Origin of the sequence: Parvularcula oceani, from assembly GCF_000733125.1 — a bacterium.
GTDB lineage: Bacteria > Pseudomonadota > Alphaproteobacteria > Caulobacterales > Parvularculaceae > Parvularcula > Parvularcula oceani.
Genome location: NZ_JPHU01000001.1, coordinates 384,266 through 403,016, shown reverse-complemented (window position 1 = coordinate 403,016; position 18,751 = coordinate 384,266). Strand labels below are relative to the sequence as shown.

The 18,751-nt window shown below is 67.3% G+C and carries 22 protein-coding genes; 8 read left to right on the top strand and 14 right to left on the bottom strand.

All coding sequences use genetic code 11. From position 1 onward, the window contains the following. Positions 1–13 precede the first annotated feature (13 nt). The 3 genes from IE88_RS0101940 to IE88_RS0101930 form a co-directional block, all read right to left on the bottom strand. Positions 14–1,864: a glycoside hydrolase family 2 protein gene (locus IE88_RS0101940; RefSeq protein ID WP_036766305.1), complete on the bottom strand. Its 1,851-nt coding sequence runs from the start codon at positions 1,862–1,864 to the stop codon at positions 14–16. A gap of 138 nt (positions 1,865–2,002) precedes the next feature. Continuing rightward, on the bottom strand, positions 2,003–2,935 hold the full coding sequence (locus IE88_RS0101935) for an electron transfer flavoprotein subunit alpha/FixB family protein (RefSeq protein ID WP_031549537.1): 933 nt from the start codon (positions 2,933–2,935) through the stop codon (positions 2,003–2,005). Continuing rightward, positions 2,936–3,685, bottom strand: coding sequence for an electron transfer flavoprotein subunit beta/FixA family protein (locus IE88_RS0101930; protein ID WP_031549535.1), 750 nt, complete (start codon positions 3,683–3,685; stop codon positions 2,936–2,938). Between the two features lie 145 nt (positions 3,686–3,830). Here IE88_RS0101930 and IE88_RS0101925 point away from each other — a divergent pair, with 145 nt between their 5' ends. Then, complete coding sequence (locus IE88_RS0101925) at positions 3,831–4,247, top strand: BLUF domain-containing protein (RefSeq protein ID WP_051881374.1); 417 nt, start codon at positions 3,831–3,833, stop codon at positions 4,245–4,247. On the opposite strand, the gene IE88_RS0101920 is transcribed toward IE88_RS0101925, so the two are convergent. The 3 genes from IE88_RS0101920 to IE88_RS0101910 are packed head-to-tail and all read right to left on the bottom strand — an operon-like array spanning position 4,244 to position 5,637. Continuing rightward, positions 4,244–4,810: a hypothetical protein gene (locus tag IE88_RS0101920; RefSeq protein WP_031549531.1), complete on the bottom strand. Its 567-nt coding sequence runs from the start codon at positions 4,808–4,810 to the stop codon at positions 4,244–4,246. The two genes, IE88_RS0101925 and IE88_RS0101920, sit on opposite strands and share 4 nt — an antisense overlap. Beyond that, on the bottom strand, positions 4,807–5,391 hold the full coding sequence (locus IE88_RS0101915) for a cob(I)yrinic acid a,c-diamide adenosyltransferase (RefSeq protein WP_031549529.1): 585 nt from the start codon (positions 5,389–5,391) through the stop codon (positions 4,807–4,809). The genes IE88_RS0101920 and IE88_RS0101915 overlap by 4 nt, the downstream gene beginning before the upstream one ends. Before the next feature lie 33 nt (positions 5,392–5,424). Beyond that, entirely contained in the window at positions 5,425–5,637 is a 213-nt protein-coding gene (locus IE88_RS0101910; protein ID WP_031549527.1) for a twin transmembrane helix small protein, read from the bottom strand. 136 nt (positions 5,638–5,773) lie between these two features. Between IE88_RS0101910 and IE88_RS0101905 the strand changes: the two genes are divergently transcribed. From IE88_RS0101905 to IE88_RS0101885, 5 genes are all read left to right on the top strand, one after another. Beyond that, complete coding sequence (locus IE88_RS0101905) at positions 5,774–6,346, top strand: hypothetical protein (protein ID WP_162178281.1); 573 nt, start codon at positions 5,774–5,776, stop codon at positions 6,344–6,346. A gap of 60 nt (positions 6,347–6,406) precedes the next feature. Continuing rightward, positions 6,407–7,024, top strand: a complete 618-nt coding sequence (locus IE88_RS0101900) for a hypothetical protein (protein ID WP_031549523.1) — start codon at positions 6,407–6,409, stop codon at positions 7,022–7,024. Beyond that, the gene (locus tag IE88_RS0101895; RefSeq protein ID WP_031549521.1) at positions 7,011–7,370 is read left to right on the top strand and encodes a winged helix-turn-helix domain-containing protein; all 360 of its coding nucleotides are present in this window, start codon (positions 7,011–7,013) and stop codon (positions 7,368–7,370) included. Before IE88_RS0101900 ends, IE88_RS0101895 begins: the two co-directional genes overlap by 14 nt. Positions 7,371–7,495: 125 nt before the next feature. Next, entirely contained in the window at positions 7,496–7,972 is a 477-nt protein-coding gene (locus IE88_RS0101890) for a hypothetical protein (RefSeq protein ID WP_156032295.1), read from the top strand. A 156-nt stretch (positions 7,973–8,128) separates the two neighbouring features. Then, positions 8,129–9,424 (top strand): NupC/NupG family nucleoside CNT transporter, encoded by a 1,296-nt coding sequence (locus IE88_RS0101885; protein ID WP_031549516.1) that lies wholly within the window; start codon positions 8,129–8,131, stop codon positions 9,422–9,424. A 6-nt stretch (positions 9,425–9,430) separates the two neighbouring features. On the opposite strand, the gene IE88_RS0101880 is transcribed toward IE88_RS0101885, so the two are convergent. Next, positions 9,431–9,958: a pyrimidine dimer DNA glycosylase/endonuclease V gene (locus IE88_RS0101880; protein WP_051881372.1), complete on the bottom strand. Its 528-nt coding sequence runs from the start codon at positions 9,956–9,958 to the stop codon at positions 9,431–9,433. A 116-nt stretch (positions 9,959–10,074) separates the two neighbouring features. Between IE88_RS0101880 and IE88_RS0101875 the strand changes: the two genes are divergently transcribed. Next, entirely contained in the window at positions 10,075–11,088 is a 1,014-nt protein-coding gene (locus IE88_RS0101875; RefSeq protein WP_031549512.1) for a fumarylacetoacetate hydrolase family protein, read from the top strand. A gap of 3 nt (positions 11,089–11,091) precedes the next feature. On the opposite strand, the gene IE88_RS0101870 is transcribed toward IE88_RS0101875, so the two are convergent. Genes IE88_RS0101870 through IE88_RS0101850 form a run of 5 tightly spaced genes read right to left on the bottom strand, consistent with a single transcriptional unit; the run spans position 11,092 to position 15,131 of the window. Continuing rightward, complete coding sequence (locus IE88_RS0101870) at positions 11,092–11,529, bottom strand: tellurite resistance TerB family protein (RefSeq protein WP_051881371.1); 438 nt, start codon at positions 11,527–11,529, stop codon at positions 11,092–11,094. 1 nt (position 11,530) lies between these two features. Beyond that, on the bottom strand, positions 11,531–11,932 hold the full coding sequence (locus tag IE88_RS0101865) for an RNA-binding S4 domain-containing protein (RefSeq protein ID WP_031549508.1): 402 nt from the start codon (positions 11,930–11,932) through the stop codon (positions 11,531–11,533). Positions 11,933–11,941: 9 nt separating this feature from the next. Continuing rightward, complete coding sequence (locus tag IE88_RS0101860) at positions 11,942–13,381, bottom strand: UdgX family uracil-DNA binding protein (protein WP_031549507.1); 1,440 nt, start codon at positions 13,379–13,381, stop codon at positions 11,942–11,944. 8 nt (positions 13,382–13,389) lie between these two features. Continuing rightward, positions 13,390–13,815 (bottom strand): hypothetical protein, encoded by a 426-nt coding sequence (locus IE88_RS17020; protein ID WP_051881370.1) that lies wholly within the window; start codon positions 13,813–13,815, stop codon positions 13,390–13,392. Positions 13,816–13,862: 47 nt separating this feature from the next. Continuing rightward, entirely contained in the window at positions 13,863–15,131 is a 1,269-nt protein-coding gene (locus IE88_RS0101850) for a putative DNA modification/repair radical SAM protein (RefSeq protein WP_031549503.1), read from the bottom strand. A gap of 422 nt (positions 15,132–15,553) precedes the next feature. On the opposite strand from IE88_RS0101850, the gene IE88_RS0101845 reads away from it, so the two are divergent. After that, positions 15,554–16,132 (top strand): PEP-CTERM sorting domain-containing protein, encoded by a 579-nt coding sequence (locus tag IE88_RS0101845; RefSeq protein ID WP_031549500.1) that lies wholly within the window; start codon positions 15,554–15,556, stop codon positions 16,130–16,132. Between the two features lie 90 nt (positions 16,133–16,222). Here IE88_RS0101845 and IE88_RS0101840 read toward each other — a convergent pair whose 3' ends face one another. Together IE88_RS0101840 and IE88_RS0101835 are read right to left on the bottom strand one after the other, a co-directional pair. After that, positions 16,223–17,557 (bottom strand): amidohydrolase, encoded by a 1,335-nt coding sequence (locus IE88_RS0101840; protein WP_031549498.1) that lies wholly within the window; start codon positions 17,555–17,557, stop codon positions 16,223–16,225. Between the two features lie 65 nt (positions 17,558–17,622). Continuing rightward, positions 17,623–18,738 carry an OprO/OprP family phosphate-selective porin gene (locus tag IE88_RS0101835; RefSeq protein WP_031549496.1) on the bottom strand — a complete coding sequence of 372 codons (1,116 nt, stop codon included), beginning with the start codon at positions 18,736–18,738 and terminating at the stop codon, positions 17,623–17,625. Positions 18,739–18,751: the final 13 nt, after the last annotated feature.

Sequence of the window (18,751 nt, the reverse complement as noted above, 5' to 3'; positions counted from 1 at the left end):
GGCGGAGGCTGGCTCAGCGCTCCGCTTCCATCTCCTCGTAGAAGTCGGCAAGGACGCCGAACGCTTCTTTGCGTTCCCCGGTCTCCGAAATCAGCCCCTTCCTATTCCAGCCCTGCTGATAGACCGGGTGCTGACGGCGTGGGGACCGGAAGTCCTTCAGGATCCATGGGGACATGCCCTGCAGGAAGGGCACGCCTTCCGCCATTTCCAAGGTCTCGCGATAGATCTCGGCCTGATACTCCTCGGAGAATTTCTGCCGCGAATCCGGATCGTGGAAACCCGCCAGCGCGCCCGCTCCGAATTCCGAGAAGATGAGCGGCTTGTTCCATTCGGACTGCCAGCGCACCTCGCTGACCCGCTCGACCGGCAGAGGACCGTACCAGCCATGATAGGCGTTCACCGCCATCACATCGAGGTCGGCGGTGAGGGGGTCGGTGATGCGGGTGAGAAGCTCGCCGTCCTGCTCGCGGAACTCCGTGAGCAGGGCGGCGGTGACGAGTCGCGTGTCGTCTAGCCTTCGGACATCTGCGATCAGCCGGCGCAGGAATGCGTTGCGCTGCTCTCCGACAGGCGTCTCGTTCCCGACCGACCACAGGATCACCGAGGCCCGGTTCCGGTCGCGCCGGACATTCTCTTCCAGCATGGTCCGCGCCGTGGCGAGCGCCTCGTCATTCTCCCATGCGATCCGCCAGTAGACCGGGATCTCGCTCCACACGAGCAGCCCCATCTCGTCAGCGAGTCGCACCGTGGTTTCCGCATGCGGATAATGCGCCAGCCGGACGAAATTGGCGTTGAGCCCGTCCTTGATCTCGGTCAGCAGGGCGCGTGCGGCGGCTTCCGTGATCGCGCGGGCGGGATCACGGCCCAGCTCCTCCTCATGCATGCAGATGCCGCGGAGAAAGATGGGCTCGCCGTTGAGGAGGAGTTTCTCTCCCCGGACCTCAATGGTGCGGAAGCCGACGCGCTCGGGCAGGCTGTCCGCGCCCGCCTCGATCTGCACGTCATAGAGCCTCGGCGCCTCCGGCGACCAGCGCCGAAGCCTCTCCGGCGCTGGCGCTTCGGCTTCGAAGACGCCGTTCCGGTTCGTGCTTCCCTGCAAGGTGAGGTCGAGCTCGGGGACCCTGACCGCCACAGGCCTCTGCGCTGCTTCCGGCCCGTCGAGCGCGACCGTCGCCGCGATGCGGCCCTCCTGCGTCATGCGGACCCAGGCCTCGTCGATGAAGGTCTCCGGTACGATAACCAGGCGCACGGGCCGGGTGATGCCGCCATAGGTTTCCCAGTCGGTGACCGGGGAGGGGATGCTCGTCTCGTCGCGGGCAGAATCGACGCCGAGCGTCACCCGGTTCTCTCCGTCCACCAGCCGATCCGTCACCTCGAAGGCGAAGGGGGTGAAGCCGCCCCGATGGGTCCCGACGAGTTCTCCGTTCACATAGACGCGGGCCGTGTAATTTGCGGCGCCGATATGGAGGAAGGCACGCTCGTCATCCTCAAGGTTCGCTTCGAAGGCCCGGTCATACCAGACGAGCCCCTCGTAATGCCGAAGCTCCGGGTCATGCCCGGTCCACGAGCCGGGCAGGGTCGTGCGCGCCGCGCGCCGCATGTCGTATTCGAACAGCGCCTCCGGCCGCTCGCGGATGACGGCCTCCACGTCGCGGGGATCGAATCGCTGATGCCCTTCGCCAGCCGGGCTGCCGTGAAAGCCGTAGAGGCCGTCGCGGGAGGGGTCGATCGAATAAGTCCAGGAGCCCGACAGATCCTGTCCCTCCCGTGCGGCCGCATGGGTCAGGACGGCGCCGCTCTGGGCGGAGGCTGCGCCGGCAGCGACCGGAAAGAGGAATGCGATCAGGATCGGGACGAGCCTCATTCTGGCCTCGCTGACTGCTTCGCCACGCACCCTGCCCGGAAGAGAGCGAAGTTTCCACGGCGGCCCGCACCGGACGGGTCGCGGCAAGAAAAAAGGCGCCCCGAGGGGCGCCTTTCCAAGAGCGGCTCCGCCGAAGGATCAGAGCGCGTCCTTCAGCTTGGGCAGGGCGTCGTAGAGATCGGCCACCAGGCCGTAATCGGCGACCGAGAAGATCGGCGCTTCCTCGTCCTTGTTGATCGCGACGATGACCTTTGAGTCCTTCATGCCCGCAAGGTGCTGGATCGCGCCGGAGATGCCGACCGCGATATAGAGCTCGGGCGCGACGACCTTGCCGGTCTGGCCGACCTGATAGTCGTTCGGGACATAGCCCGCATCGACGGCCGCCCGCGACGCGCCGACGGCGGCGCCGATCTTGTCCGCGATCGGATAGATGAGCGTCTCGAAGTTCTCGCCCGATTGCAGCGCGCGGCCGCCCGAGATGACGATCTTCGCCGAGGACAGGTCGGGGCGCTCGCTTTCGGTGAGCTCCTCTCCGACGAACTCGGAGACGGAGGGCGCATCGACGCCGTCGCCGACCTGCTCGACCGAGGCGGACCCCTCGCCGGCGGGCGCGTCGAAGGCCGTCGGCTGGACCGTGATCACCTTCTTCGCGTCCGAGGACTGCACCGTCGAGACGGCGTTGCCGGCATAGATCGGGCGGACGAAGGTGTCCGCGCTCTCGACGCCGGTGATCGCGCTGATCTGCATCACGTCGAGAAGCGCCGCCACGCGGGGCATGTAGTTCTTGCCGTCCGTGCCGGCGGGCGCGAGGAGCGCGTCATAGCCGTCGGCCAGGCTGACGATCAGGGCCGCCATCGGCTCGGCGAGCTGCTTGGCATAGGCCTCGCCGTCCGCATGCAGCACCTTGGCGACGCCGCCGATCTTGGCAGCGGCCTCGGCCACGGCGCCTGCGCCGGAGCCTGCGACCAGGACGTGCACGTCGCCGCCCATCTCCGAGGCGGCGGCGACCGTCTTGGCGGTGGCGTCGGACAGGGTTTCGTTGTCGTGTTCCGCGATGACCAGAGCCGTCATTTAGAGCACTCCCGCTTCGTTCTTCAGCTTGTCGACCAGCTCTTCCACGCTCTCGACCTTGATGCCCGCTTCGCGCTTGGGCGGCTCGGTCACCTTGAGGGTCTTGAGGCGCGGGCTGACATCGACGCCCATATCGCCGACGGCCTTCTTGTCGAGCGGCTTCTTCTTGGCCTTCATGATGTTGGGAAGGCTGGCATAGCGCGGCTCGTTGAGGCGCAGGTCGGTGGTGACCACGGCGGGCAGGGAGAGCGCGACCGTCTGCAGGCCGCCATCGACCTCCCGGGTGACGTGCAGCTTGTCGCCTTCCTTGACGAGCTTGGAGGCGAAGGTGCCCTGCGACCAGCCCATCAGCGCGGCCAGCATCTGGCCCGTCTGATTGCGGTCGTCGTCGATCGCCTGCTTGCCGAGCAGCACGATGTCGGGCTTCTCCTCTTCGCAGATCGCTTTCAGGATCTTCGCGACGCCGAGGCTTTCCACGTCCTCGTCGCTGGTGATGAGGATGCCGCGATCCGCGCCCATGGCGAGGCCCTGGCGGATCTGGTCCTGCGCCTTTTCGGGGCCGATCGAGACCACGACCACTTCTTCGGCGGTGCCGGCCTCCTTCAGCTTGACCGCTTCTTCGACGGCGATCTCGTCAAAGGGGTTCATCGACATCTTGACGTTGGCGAGGTCGACGCCGCTCTGATCGGGCTTCACCCGCACCTTCACATTGTAATCGACCACGCGTTTCACTGGGACGAGAATTTTCATCCGGGCACTCCTGAGGTTCGGCGCGGACACTAATGACGCAGAGGCGAAGCTTCAACGCCACGCCGCAGGGCAGTTTCGTCGCGGGGCGGCAACGGGACGGAAACTTTCCTGTGGCATACGCGTCGTTCGAATTGGGAGGAGCTGCATGCTGCGGACGGTCATCTATACGAGCAGCGCGACGGGCGCGGTGAGCGAGGACGATCTGCGCGACATTTTGGCCGTCTCGCGGCGCAACAACAGCCGGCTTGGCCTGTCCGGCGTCCTGCTTTATCGCGAGGGCACCTTCCTGCAGGTGCTGGAGGGGCCGAAGGACGCCGTCGAGCAGCGGATGCGCGTCATCGCGAAGGATCCGCGGCACACCGGCCTCGACCTGCTATCCGACCTCGAGACCGAGGAGCGCTTCTTCCCCGACTGGGCCATGGGCTCGCGCAATCTTGACGACGAGGGCGCCTTCCACCTCAGCGAGGACGAGATGAAGGCCCGGCTGCGCGAGGACGTGCCGCCGGTGGTCCGGGTGCTGGTTCGCACCTTCTTCCGGATCACCTCCCGCTACGCCGCCTAGAACGCGCCAAGGCCCCGATCGGAGATGCGGCGCGTAAGATCGAACGCCGCGTCCGGCCCGCCCGCTGCCCGGACCGTCAGGCGGTCCCCCGGCACGATCTCCACGGATGCTGCGGGGAATTGCTGCCGCGTGAAGGTGCCTTCCCCCTCGGCCGGCAAGCTGGCCGCCGCGCCATCGCGCAGTGGCCGGAGACGGATTTCGCCATTCTCCTGAACGATCGCCCAGCCTTGAAGGGCGGCTCCGCCTCCTGCGACCGGAAGCGCGATCTCTTTCAGGACGCCGCCTTCAAGGCGGCATTTCGCGGGCCCCAGGGTCAGCGGCTCGTCCGCAGGGCCGGCCGCGCCGCCCTCGATCCGCCCTTGATAGAGCCCGCCGCCGCAAAGCGATTGTAGGCGCAGCATGAACCCGTCCTGCGGGCCGGGAAACTTGCCCCGCGGGCCATCGGCGCCGCGCCTCGCCGACCTGTCCTCGGATCGGTCTTCCGCCCCGGGCGGCTGCGGCGGAAACGCCATCGCGCAGCAGAGCAGGGGCAGGGCGAGAGCCAGGCCCGCGCCGGGCCTCATGCCTCCTCCGGTCCCTCGCCCGCATCGGGCACCCAGACCACTTCGCCGCCCGCATCGCGGCTGACCTTCCGGGCCGCCACGAAGAGAAAGTCGGAGAGGCGGTTGAGATAGCGGGGCACGGGGGCGGAAAGATGCGCCTCGTCGCCGGGCAGGTCCGCGACGCGCCAGACCGCCCGCTCGGCGCGCCGGGCCACGGCGCGGGCAAGATGCAGGGTTCCGGCGCCGCCCGGCCCCGAAGGCAGGACGAAGCTCTCCAGCGGGGGCAGGGCGTCGTTGTAATGATCGATCGCCTCTTCGAGGCGCTCGATCCGGCTCGCCCGGAGGCGCAGCTCGCCGCGCAGCGTCTTCGGCGTGGCGAGATCCGCGCCCAGGTCGAACAGGTCGTTCTGGATCGCGAGGAGGCGGCCCCGCAGCTCCTCGTCCTTCAGCTGTCCGAGCGCCACGCCGAGACACGCATTGAGCTCGTCCACCTCGCCGATGGCGACGATCCGCGCATGCGTCTTGGGCAGGCGCTCTCCGGTGACGACGCCCGTATCGCCTGCATCGCCGGTTCGCGTGTAGATCTTGTTCAGGACGACCATGCCCGTTTCCTCCTTCCGGGCCGCGCCTTCGCGTCAGCCGCCATTCGCTCTCGCGATCAGATAGGCGAAGATCACCAGAAGCGCGACGGCGATCGCCTGGGCCGTGACACGCGCGCGCATCAGCTTGTTCGAGTTGTTCTTGGCGAATTCGCCGCCCTTCGCGAGCGAATAGATGCCCGCGGCGAGAATGACGCCGACCGCCAGAAGCGCCACCGGGATGAGGAAGAACTGGAGAACGTTCAGCATGAGAGCTCCAAGAGTAGCTGTTTCCTACCTAGGCGCCGGATCGGGCATTGCCATCGGACGGGTGGCCGCAGTCGCGGTGGAAGCGTTAACCCTGCGCCGCTAAGGGCTCGGCTGACAGGGTGAAGGAGCGGTGTCCATGCGCAGATGCCCGAGCGTGATGATCTTGCTGTTGCTCGCCGCCTGCGCGACCGGGCCCGACCCGGTGGGCGAGATGCGCGGACGGGCCTGGTCGCAGATCGTCGATCAGACCGACGTGGTGGCCCTCGGCGGACCCACCCTGCGGATCACCGCCTCGACGCCTCTCTTCCGCAGCACCGACGAGATGGAGCTGGCGCTGCTCACCCGCGCTGCGGGCGAAGCCGTGGCGTCAGGCGCGCCGCGCTTCGTCCTGACCTTCGTGGACTATGACGAGGCGGGTCTCGGCGAGCTTCTCGTGCCCGATCTCTCGGTTCCCGAATCGGGCTGGATCGGCAGCTATGCGGACCTCCTCGAAGCGCGGGCGGAACTCGATCTCGACGGCAGCCTGAGCGGCCCCTTCGGCTATCGCAACATGACGACGGTGGTGCGGCTTCTGGGGGAGGGGGAGGACGCCGATCGCCCCGCCTTCGCCTCCGAAGAGACCTATGAAGCGCTTCTTGGCGGACGGATCGAGCGCCGGAATATCCGGCCGCGCCGCCGCCTGCGCCTGCCCAGGGTGTCGTTCGACTGAGCTGACGCTTGCCCCGCCGCCGCCCCGCTTCTACTTTGCGCTGCAAAGAAGGGGTTCTCCATGCGTGACGTCGATCGCGCCATCGCGGACATCGCCACCATTCGCGGCCAGATCGCGGCGGGCACGCTCTTTCGCGGCTTCGGCCCCCTGGTCACGGCGGCGACGGGCGGGCTTGCCCTGCTGCTCGCCGCGGCCCAGTCGGTCTGGCCGGGAACCCTCGCGGCGGGCCCCGGCGCCTATTTCACTGCGTGGATCGCCCTCGCTGTCATCTGCGCCGCGCTCGTCGGGGTCGAGATGTGGTTCCTGTCGCGCCGCCATCATCGCGGCCTCGCCCTGGCGATGATGGGCAATGCGGTCGAGCATTTCCTGCCCGCTGGCGCTGCCGGTGCGGCCGTGATGTTCGTTCTTCACCGCTTCGCGCCGGATACGCTCTGGATGCTGCCGGGGATCTGGCAGGTCCTCCTCGCGCTCGCCCTGTGTTCTGCGGCCAGGATGCTGCCGCCGCCTGCGCTCCTCGTGGGCGCATGGTATCTGGCGGCGGGCCTGATCGTCCTGGCGCTCGCCGGCACCGAACGGAGCCTCGACCCGTGGATGATGGGCCTGCCTTTCGCGGTGGGGCAGGGCCTGATGGCGCTCATCCTCAAACGCGCAGGCGGAGGCGATCATGCAGCGCGATGAGCCGACCTACGCCTATGACGGCCTCGACCGGGTGATCCACGAAAAGGCCCGTCTGGGGGTCATGACCTCGCTCATGGCGCATCCCAAGGGCCTTTCCTTCGCCGACCTCAAGGCGCTCTGCGCCCTGACGGACGGCAATCTCAGCCGCCACCTCAAGGTTCTCGAGGAGGCGGGCTTCGTGGATGTCACGAAGAGCTTCGAGGGCAGGCGCCCGCTGACCCGGGTCCGGCTGACGGCAGAGGGACGTCAGCGTTTCATCGACTATCTCGGCGTTCTCGAACGGGTCGTGCGCGATGCCGGCGAAGCGACGGAGGCCGCCCCGCACACCGCGCCGAAGCCGGCCTGACGCACCCGCCGCCCCGACCACGGGTCACCGGGAAATCGGCTTGCATCTCTCAGCTTTATAATGCAAAGTACTCTTCATGGCAGCGGCCGAGGCCGCTCGCGGCGGTCACAGATGGAGGGTGTGCGGTGAACTGGACCTTGGGCGACTATCTTTTCGCGGCGGTTTCGCTCGGCAGCGCGGGCGCGGCCTTCGCCTTTCTTTTCACCCGGTCGGGAAGCATGGCCTACCGGCTCGGATGCCTGATCGGCGTGGGCACGATCTTCCTGCTCGTATGGGTCAACGGAGCGGTCGGCTTCATCGGCTCGTCCGCGACGGACGCCAATCTGATGTATGCCGGTGTGATCGCAGTCGCGGTCGGCGGCGCCTGCATCGCTCGTTTCCGGCCGCTCGGGATGGGGCGCACCATGCTGGCCGCCGCAGCGGCGCAGGTGCTCGTCGCGCTCATCGCGCTGGCCGGAGGCCTGGGAGCGGGCTCTCCCAACTGGCCTCTGGACGTGATTCTCGGCACGGCGCTGTTCACCGCCTTCTGGCTCGCAGCCGCCTGGCTGTTCCGGCGCGCCTCCGGCGCTTCCCTCGTGCCCGCAGCTGCGCCCATCGGCTGAGGGGGGAGGCCGGAGCGCCGGCGAGGGTGGCCGAGGAAGCACACTCGGCCACTCTCTGCCCGCGCAGACCGGAATGATGGGGGCGTGCGGACTCGCGGGGACGTGACTTCTGCCGGCGGCTGCCGCTAGGAGGCGGCTTTCGGGCAGGGACTTCCTATGGACGCCATCGGTCTCGGACTGCGCCTGCAGAGCGTGGTCGGCATTCTCTCCTTCATCTTGATCGCCTGGCTCCTGTCGGAGCGCAGGAAGGCCTTCCCGCTTTCCCAGGCCGCCATCACGGTGGCTTTGCAGATCGCGCTCGCCGCCATCTTCATCAACTGGGATCCGGCGCGGAACGCGCTGACGGGGCTGAACGGCGTGGTCCTCGCGGTGAACCAGGCGACCCTTGCCGGGACCTCATTCCTGTTCGGCTATCTCGGCCAGTCGGCGGATCTGCCCTTTGCCGGGTCCGAGGAAAATCCCGGCGCCTATTTCGTCTTCGCCTTCCAGGCCCTGCCGCTGCTCGTCGTGGTGTCCGCTCTGGCCGCCGTCCTGTGGCATTGGGGGGTGCTCAAGGCCGTCATCCGCGGCTTCGCCCTCGCGCTGTCCCGCATCCTCGGCACGGGCGGCGCGGTCAGCCTGGCTGCGAGCGGCAACGTTCTTCTGGGACAGACCGAGGCGCCGCTCCTTATCCGCGCCTATCTCGCCAAGCTAACGCGGTCGGAGCTCTTCACGGTGATCTCCTGCGGCTATGCGACGGTCGCGGGGACGGTGATGGTCCTCTACGCGACCATTCTCGGCGGCCTCGATCTCGGAAACGGCGAGGATCCGGTCCTCGGCCACATCATCGTCGCCTCGATCATCGGCGTCTTGGGCGCGCTGCTCCTCGGGCGCATCATGGTGCCGCCGGCCGAAGGCGAGGAGGCGACCCCGGCCTCCGCGGGCGCGGGCTTCGCCTATGACGACACGATGGACGCCTTCGTCACCGGCGCGACCGAGGGCGGCAAGCTGTGGGCGAATATCGTCATCGCGATTCTGGCCTTCGTCGCTCTGGTCGCGCTCTTCAACATCGTGCTCGATGCCGTGCTGCCGGACCTGTTCGGCGCGCCGCTGACGCTCGAACGCCTTCTCGGCTGGCTCTTCGCGCCCCTCGTCTGGCTTGCGGGGATCCCGTGGAACGAAGCGGTCATCGCGGGCGGGCTGATGGGCATCAAGACGGCCGTGAACGAGGTCGTCGCCTATATCGCGCTCGTCGATCTCGAGCCCGGCACGCTTGAGGACCGCTCGACCCTCATCATGCTCTACGCGCTGTGCGGCTTCGCCAACGTCTCCTCGATCGGCATCGTCATCGGCGGGCTTTCGGCGCTGGAGCCGACGCGGCGGCGCGACATTCTCGATCTCGCGCCGAAAGCGGTGGTGGCGGGAACGCTCGCCACCCTCGGCTCGGGCGCCTGCGTCGGCCTCGTCTATTGAGGGCGATCAGCCTTCGCTGCGCGCGGCGGCGTCGATTTCGTCCTGTGTCATCGGCAGGAAGGCATCCATCATGAAGTCGGGCACGGGACGGCCGGTATAGGTCGCAAAGCGCGCCTTCTCGCCGGCATAGAAGCGCCGATAGGCGGCGATTGTGTCGCCGCTGACCTTGAACTCCTCGCCCATGCACTGGGGCGGCGTGGTGCGCTGCCCCGGTCCGATCAAGCGTTCGAGGGCATCGCGGTCGAAGGTGCGAAGCGCCTCATGCGCTTTGTGCGTCTTGGCGAAGCGGTGGACATATTCCTCGCCGAGCGCATCGGACAGGTCCCAGGTCCAGGCGAAATTGCCAGCGCTCTCGCGCACCCATTTGTTCATCGGATGATTCTGGAAGGCGGGTTTCCACGGCGCCTCGCCGCCCGACAGGACGAGGGCGGTGGACAGCATCTGCACGTTCTCGACCAGCATCTTGCCGACATGCTTGTCGCAGTGAAGGCGCGCATTCGCCCGCGGGTCGGGGGAGAGGTGGAAAATATTCACGCCTGCCGAACGCCCGACGCCCTCCGCCCGTTCCCTTCCTGCGACGCAGCGCCATCCCTTGGGTTGGGGCGCGCGATGAACTAGTTTCAGATGTAACGAAACGAACGGATGATGTTATGAAGCTCGCCTCCCTACGCTCCGGCCGCGACGGCCGCCTCGTCGTCGTCTCGAAGGATCTGACCCGCTGCCTCGAGCCCTCCGGCGGGGCGAAGACGATGCAGGATCTCCTCGACCGCTGGGACGAGCTTTCCGGGCATCTCCAGGACGACTACCGCAAGCTCAATGACGGCACGATCGAGGGCCAGCCCTTCGACCAGTCCGCCTGCGCCTCGCCGCTGCCGCGCGCCTATCAGTGGGCGGATGGATCGGCCTATATCAACCACGTGGAGCTGGTGCGGAAGGCGCGCGGCGCAGAAGTTCCCGAGAGCTTCTACGACGACCCCCTCATGTATCAGGGCGGCTCGGACAGCTTCCTCGGCCCGCGCGAGGACATCCTCGCCGCGGACGAGGCCTGGGGCATCGACCTCGAAGGCGAGGTGGCGGTCGTCACCGACGACGTGCCGATGGGCGTCTCGCCCGAGGCCGCGAAGGACCGCATCCGGCTGGTCATGCTGGTCAACGACGTCTCGCTGCGCGGCCTCATCCCGGGCGAGCTCGCCAAGGGGTTCGGCTTCTTCCAGGCCAAGCCGTCCTCGGCCTTCTCGCCGGTCGCGGTGACGCCCGACGAACTCGGCGAGATGTGGGACGGCGCCAAGATGAAGGGCGCCCTCAAGGTCGATCTCAACGGCGAAGCCTTCGGCCGGGCCGATGCGGGCGAGGAGATGACCTTCGAATTTCCGCGCCTCATCGCCCATGCCGCCAAGACGCGGCCCCTGAGCGCCGGCACGATCATCGGCTCTGGCACGGTCAGCAACAAGATGGATGGCGGCCCGGGCAAGCCGGTCAAGGATGGCGGCGTCGGCTATTCCTGCCTCGCCGAGCAGCGCATGATCGAGACCATCGAGCATGGCGAGGCCAAAACGCCCTTCCTGCGCTTCGGCGACCGGGTGAAGATCTGGGCCGATGATGGCGAAGGCCGCTCGATCTTCGGCGAGATCGACCAGACCGTCCGCAAATATGACGGCCCGTAAGGCCTAGCTGCGCGCCTCGGCCCGCCTGCGGGCCGCGGTGCTGTCCCGGTCTTCGAGGTGCAGGAGGCCGACCAGGCGGCGGATCACCTGCTCTTCATGCGGGTCGCGGTGCTCATCGGTCAGCGCGATCGCCCACATGTCCTCGATCAGCGCCATCTTCCCTTCGCGGTCGAGGCCGTCCTTCACCACGGAGCTGAAGCGGTAGAGGTCGTTCGCCTCGGCCTGGTCGGTCTCCGCCACCGTGCGCAGCGCATGGGCGTCCTCCGCGCCGAGGCCGAATTTCGCTTTCAGCACGCGGTCGATCACGCGCCGCTCGTCATCGGTATAGTCCTCGTCCGCGCGCGCGGCCTCGACCAGCAGCGCGGCGACGGCGCGCGGCAGCGCATCCTCCTCGGTCTGCGTCTCTTCCTTCTTGAAGCCTGCGAACAATTTGCCGAGCATGTCAGTCCTCCTGGCGGCGGACGGCATCGAGCCGCCTGCGATCCTTCTTGGTGGGGCGTCCGGCCCCTTCCTCTCTCTCGAACACGGGGGCGGGCCGTTCCTCACGCGGGGGCGGCGGCGGCGAATGATCCTCGTAGAGCGTCCGCGCCTCGGCGGGCGGCCCCCGCCGCTCTCCCAGGGCCAGCACCTCGTAGACGAAGAGCCTCGGGCCGCGGGTGAGGGCGACGGTGTCACCGACCCGCAGGCCGAAAGCGGGCTTCTCGCAGCGCTGCGTCTGCCCCGTGCGGGTGATGCGCACGCCATCCTGGGACACCGCCTTGGTGGCCGCGGCCTTGGTCTTGAAGACGCGCGCGTGCCACAGCCAGCGGTCGAGGCGCAAAGAGGCCTGCGGCAGTTCAGTCATGAGGCGCGGTCACGCGGCAAGCAGCTCCCTGGCTCTTCGAAGGTCCGAGAGGAACTTACCCTCCTCGATCCGCCTTGCACCCTCGTCCTGCAGCCGCAGGAGATAGGAAGGGTGGAATGTCGGGATGAGCGCGCCGCCGCTCGGCAGGGCCAGCTGCGTGCCGCGAACACGGGCGAGGGGCACGGATTTGCCGAGAAGGCCGCGCAGGGCGGTCGCGCCTAGGGTGACGGTCACTGCGGGCGCCACCGCCTGATGCTCGGCCAGCAGCCATTCCGAGCACGCATCCACGTTCTCGGCCGATGGGCTGCGGTGCAGACGCCGCTTTCCGCGAAGCTCGAACTTGAAGTGCTTGACCGCATTGGTGAGATAAGCGCGCTCGCGGTCGAGCCCCGCCTGTTCGAGCGCCTGGTTCAGGACCTGGCCCGCAGGCCCGACAAAGGGGCGGCCTTCGAGGTCTTCCATGTCGCCTGGCTGTTCCCCGACCAGGAACAGGCGCGCATCGGCTGGTCCCTCGCCGGGAACGGCCTGCGTCGCAGGCCCGTGCAGCGGGCAATTGGTGCAGCTCCGGACCAGAGCGCGGATCGCGGGCATGGCCACGGGCGCCGCCATGCGCCGGGGCGCGGCCTCCGCGATTCCCCGTTCCTCGTCGGCCAGGGCATTGGCCGCCATGGTCGCGACGCGAGCGGACGCGGTCTCGATCATTTCCGGGATGAGCCGGGCCTCGGGCAGGTTGCGCCAGTATTTGCGCGGCATCTCCGCGGTCATCGCCGACACCTTCACCCGCGCGGGGTTGAAGATGGAGGCGTAATAGGCGCGCCAGGCTTCATCGAAGGCATCGTCCTGGGGCACGTCCTCGCGCCGACCGCCGGGACCGGCGCGCAATTGGCCGTCCTCCCAGCGAATGCTCCTGCGCGGCGTGACGATCGCCCAATGCATGTTCGCGAAGCGCCGGATGAAGAAGGGCGCCTCGCGTTCGACGATGTGATGGTCAGGCTCGAACCACGCGATATAGCGCGAAGGGCCGCCGCCGGGATCCTCGACCTCCTTGAAGCGGACGAAGGCATGCATCTTGTGCGCGTCGCGCCGCACGGCCTTCTCCATCTGCCGCAGCCGCCGGACGAGCGGATCGGCGGGATTGTCCGCGAGCGCCTTCTCGCCGAGGCTTCGGTGGAGGAAGGTGTAGAGGAGGGGCCAGCGGCCGGGGTCCGAGTGATGGGCCGCGGCCTGCGCCAGCTCCACCGCCGCGCGCGGAAGGCTGACCTCGGCCTTGCTCGCCCTTCGCGCGGGCTCCGCGCCGAAGAGATCCCGCTCGGATCCTGCCACGCGCCAGACCACGCGGTCGGGCGGAACCCGCTCTGCGAGCAGGCGGCGCGCCTCCTTCCGGAAGCCGGCGATATCGTCCTCGGCATCGAGAGTGACGAGGATGCTCCTGGATGCCGGGTCGGCCATGAGCAGTGTCAGCGGCGCTCGAAGAGGCGGACGACATTCGCCCCGGAGGCGGGATCATCCTCCTCATCCTCTTTCGGCGCCGCTTCGGCGTCCGCGGCCTTGGCGGCCTTGCGCGCATCCTTCGCCTTCTTGTTCATGCGGGCGAGAACGCGTTTCTGGCTCGAGGAGAGCGCGTCGCCGGGCCTGCCGAGCGAAGGGTCGGAAAAGGCCGAGCCGTAAGTCTCGAGGCGTTCCGCCACGGAGCCGGCGAACTCTTCCTCGAATTCGCTGATCTCGCCGATCTCGGTCAGCTTGGCCTTGAGCCTCGCGATCTTGCGCTGCGCGTTCCGGGCGGAGCGCTCGCGCCGCTTCTTCTCGCGTTCGCGCTGTTTGGCGAGGGCCGCATCGAAGGCCTCCTGCCGCGCTGCCCATGCCTTGCGATCATCATCGGACATTTCGGACACCTAGGAAACGAGGCGGAGCTGCGCCAGCGGCCCGGCCATCACGCCGCAGCGGCGAAGAGATCGGACTGCTCGGCCTTGCGCCGGAAGCGTGCTTCGAGGCTGGCGGCGTCGAGAAGGCCGCCGGGGCGCCAGTCAGGCGTGATAACGAAGGGCTTGATCTTCCTCACGCTCGCCGCGAGCCGTGCGAGGTCGGCATAGCGGAGCACGCCCTGCGAGCGGGCAGCGAGGATCTTGGCCACGCCCTTCTCGCCGAGGCCCGGAACGCGCAGCAGCGCCTCCCTGTCGGCGGTGTTGATGTCGAGCGGGAAGAAGCCCCGGTTCTGCATCGCCCAGATGGTCTTCGGGTCGAGGTCGAGGTCGAGCATGCCGCCCTTGAGAGTGGCGGTGATCTCCTTGGGGTCGAACCCGTAAAAGCGGGTCAGCCAGTCGGCCTGATAAAGGCGATGCTCGCGGATCAGGGGCGGGGCCTGCACGGGAAGACCGGCCTTGGCATCCGGGATGGGCGAATAGGCGGAATAGTAGACGCGGCGCAGCTGGTGCTTGCCGTAGAGCCCCGCCGCCGTGTCGATCACCTGCGCATCGGTCTCCTGATCGGCGCCCACCACCATCTGCGTCGATTGACCGCCCGGGGCGAAGAGCTTCGGCGGCGTTCTGTGGCGCAGCTTCCGCGCGCTCCTGGCCTCGGACTTCGCGCCGTCGATCTGCGTCTTGACGGAGGCCATCGCGCCCTCAATCCCGTCGCGCGACTTTTCCGGCGCCAGCGCCTCGAGGCTGCGGCGCGAGGGCAGTTCGATATTGATCGAGAGGCGATCGGCATGCCGCCCCGCCTCTTCGAGCAGCTTGGGGTCGGCCTCGGGGATCGTCTTGAGATGGATATAGCCGCGGAAGTCGTATTCATCGCGGAGGATCCGGGCCACCTCGACGATCTGTTCCATCGTATGGTCGGGACTTCGAATGATCCCGGAAGACAGGAACAGGCCCTCTATGTAATTGCGCTTGTAGAATTCGACTGTGAGGTCCGCGACTTCCCGCGGCGTGAAGCTGGCCCGCTTCACATTCGAACTCGACCGATTGATGCAATAGGCGCAGTCGAACATGCAGTAATTGGTCAGCAATACTTTAAGCAGGCTGATGCAGCGGCCATCGGGAGCATAGGCATGGCAGATCCCCATGCCCTCGCTGCTGCCCACACCCTTCCCGCCGATCGAGTTGCGTGACGCCGATCCCGACGATGCGCAGGACGCATCATACTTCGCGGCATCTGCCAAAACCCGCAGCTTTTCAATGAGTCGTGCCGAAATCGCCATGATCTCGTTTTGTTCCCGCTCGGAGCGGAATGCAAGTCACCGGAAGACGTCCGGGGCCAATTCTCTTCGTTTTCACGTCCGGTCCGCTGATCTTTAACCTGTATCAAGGCCGCGGCGTCGCTATCTGGCGCAATCCGGATTTGCGCAGCGGGTCAGCGATTCTCGAAAGGGGTCTGCGAGGCCGTGAGGGAGGTCCGGTTTCACGTAAACGTTATCTTCTTTCTATGGTTAACGGAGGAACTCCACATCATTGACGCGCAGAGAACAGTCAACTGTCTTCGTCCGATTGTATTTTCGTCAACATCGGCGTGAGCGGTGCTTTGTTCTATTGCGATGGCATCGTGAATGCTTTCCAAGTGGTTACTTCGGGACCATCGGGGCGAGTGCGTCGCTTCACCCGGAGCCAATGAAGGGAGCACAGTATGAGTAAGCTTAAGACACTGAGTATCGCGAGCATCGCCTCGGTTGCGGCGTTCGGCCTTTCGGCCGCTTCCGCTGCCGTCATGGTGACGGGTCCGGAAGGCGAATCGGGCGGTGTGCCCGCCGTCGCTCCGACCCTTGATGTCGGATCGCCTGTCAATATCGACAACAACGACATCTCCGACCTGGACGAGCTGAACGACGTCGGTTCGTTCATGGTCGCAGAAGGCATCATCGGCGGCGACACGGCCGTTGACGTTCGGTTCGGCAACGGTCTTCGCGCCGGGATCATGAACCTCGCCATCACCTTCTTCGTCGAAGGCATGGACGCGCAGACCTTCAATATCACCGACGCCGCAGGCGTGGATATTGACGGCAACACGACCTTCCTCGTCGATCTGACGCCGGGCACCATGGTCGACTTCGTCGTCACCGGCACGGTGTTCGAGGACTTCGGTCAGGAAGCCAACTACAACATCAACATCCTCGCGCAGGCTGTTCCGGTGCCGGCCGCTGGCCTGCTCTTCGGTACGGCGCTCGTGGGTGGTGCGATCGCGCGCCGCAAGCGCAAGCTCGCCTAAGCGATAAGCGTAGTCCTTGCAGCGCCGGACCCTCCGCCGGCGTCCTTACGCGGAAACCCGCTGCCAGAGATGGCAGCGGGTTTTCTCTTGTCAGTCGCCCGCGCGTTGCGAGGCGGGCTTCCCCAGAAGATCGAGCGCAGCCGCGGTCATCGCCTCCACGCCGGTCGTCAGTGTCGGGCGCGGATCGGGTGCGAAGAAGGGAGAGTGCAGCGAGGGCAGGGCGTCTCCGCCATCCTGCGCTGCTGCGAAGCGCTCCGGCTCGACCGCGCCGACCCAGAAGATGACGGCCGGAACGTCCTCCGGCGTGCGGCCGAACTGGCTGAAGTCCTCTCCGCCCATGACCGGCGGGGCTTCCTGAACGCGGTCCTCGCCGAACTGTTCGCGGAAGACGCCCGCGATGCGCTGGGTGAGGTCGGGATCGTTAAAGGTGGAAGGGGTGTAGGGTTCCTCGACCTCGACCACCGGCATCAGCTCCTCGGGAAGGCCGGCCGAGACAGCCTGGGCGCGGGCGATGCGCGCGATGCCGGACAGGAGCTTCTCCCGCGTGGCGTCGTCGAAGCTGCGGACGGTCAGCTGCAGGTGGGCCTCATCGGAAATGATGTTGTGCTTGGAGCCCGCATTGAACGCGCCCACGGTGACCACGGCCCGGTCGAGCGGAGACAATTCGCGGCTGACCAGCGTCTGCAGGTTGTTGACGATCTGGCTCGCGATCACGATCGGATCCTTGGTCGTGTGGGGATAGGCGCCGTGCCCGCCAATGCCCTTCACCCGGATGTCGACGCTGTCGACATTCGCGAGCGCCCAGCCCGGCGTGTAGGAGATGCTGCCCGCCGGAAGGCTCGCCGAATCGTGCAGGCCGACGACATAATCGGGCGTCAGGAAGCGCTCATAGAGCCCATCCTCGATCATGGCGAGCGCGCCGAGGCCCAGCTCCTCGGCCGGCTGGCCGATCAGGATCAGCGTGCCCGACCAGTCATCCGTTCTCTCGGCCAGCTGCCGCGCGGCGCCGACGAGGCTCGTCATGTGCACGTCGTGACCGCAGGCGTGCATGGTCGGGAACATCTCGCCGTCGCGGTTCGGCCCTCGCGCCTCGGACGCATAGGGCAGTCCGGTCTGCTCCTCGACCGGAAGGCCGTCCATGTCCGCCCGCAGCATGACGGTCGGCCCCTCGCCGTTCTCCATCACGGCGACGATGCCCGTGCCGCCGACGCCGGAGGTGACGTCATAGCCCGCCTTTCGCAGCTCCTTTGCGAGGCGCTTGGCAGTCTCTGTCTCCTGGAACGAAAGCTCGGGGTTCTGGTGGAAGTGCTCGTAGAGCGCTTCGAGATATTCGTAATCGGCCTCGACCGCCTCGTTGAGGTCGGCGGCCGCGGCCGGAAGGCAGAGCGCGAGGGCAGCGCTCGCGCTGAGAAGCGTGCGGATCATGGATATATCCTTCTATCGTCGCAGCGACGGTACCGAGCGCGGACCTCTGCAATCAAGCATGCTGCTCAATGAGCGTATTGCAGGCGAAGGAAGGTCCCGCTGACCGAAGACAGGCCGCTGGGGCTGCCCTCGATATCCGTGTGGGAGGCGTTGAGGCCGAGCCGGAGCCGGCGCGAAAGGTGCCAGTTGAGCCCGAGCGTGCCTCTCAGCGTCCTGCCGCCGCCATCGGTATCGGTGCCGTCCATCCGCGCCGCGAGTTCCCAGGCGCCGTATCCGCCGGAGAAGACGGGCCGATCGGGCACGATCTGGCCGAAGCTGCCCCCGGCATAGGGCCGGATCTCGCCCGTGAGGATCCACGATCCCAGAAGATAGACCCCGAGCGGAGACTCGTCCGACCCGGTCCGCCGGTCGACGGCCACGAATGTGACCTCCGACTGCGCCGATACGGACCCGAAGCGGAAGGCGCCTTCGAGGTTGAGACGGTCCAGCCGGTCGACATCCTCGAATGCGCCGACCGAGACCAGCTCCCGCGGGAGGAGGTTCGCCCCGACCTGACTGACGAAGCCGGCGCGCAGATCGCGCCCGGACCGCCTCGCCGCGGCGATGGCGAGGTGTGTCAGGCGCTCGCCTCTGCCGGTGGGGTTCCAGACCGCCCGCCCGGCGACCGCGAGGCCTTCGGCGCCGACGCCCGTTTGCAGATCGCCGCCGAAGAGGCCGGCGGAGAGCGTGTGCCGCTCCCCGTCATGAACGGCCACGATGCCGACATTGTCGCCGGGCGCCAGCGCGACGGCTTCATTTCCGTCGATCATGGTCTGGGCCCTGCGGCCGGACAGGTCGACGAGCGAGAAGGGCTCGTCCTGCTGGCCTAGGCGGAACTCGATACGATCCGTCGGGGAATAGGATGCGTAGGCCATGGTCACGCGCGCTTCGTCCTGGAAGTCGTAGGAGAAGCGGGCGCCGAGCCGGCCATGCCGCGCTTCGGCGTAGAGACGGGCGACGTTCAGGTCGGCCCGATCGGTCGGAAAGCCCGCCGGAACATCGGTTGCGATGGCGAGATCGGCCTGCACGAAGGGCCGCAGGGCAAGAAAACGGCTTCCCGATCCGAATTGCAGCGGATCGGCGGCGGCCGGAGCGAGAACGGACAGCAGGCAGAGCGGCAGGGCTAGGGAGGCGCGGATCATCGCGCCCCTCTAG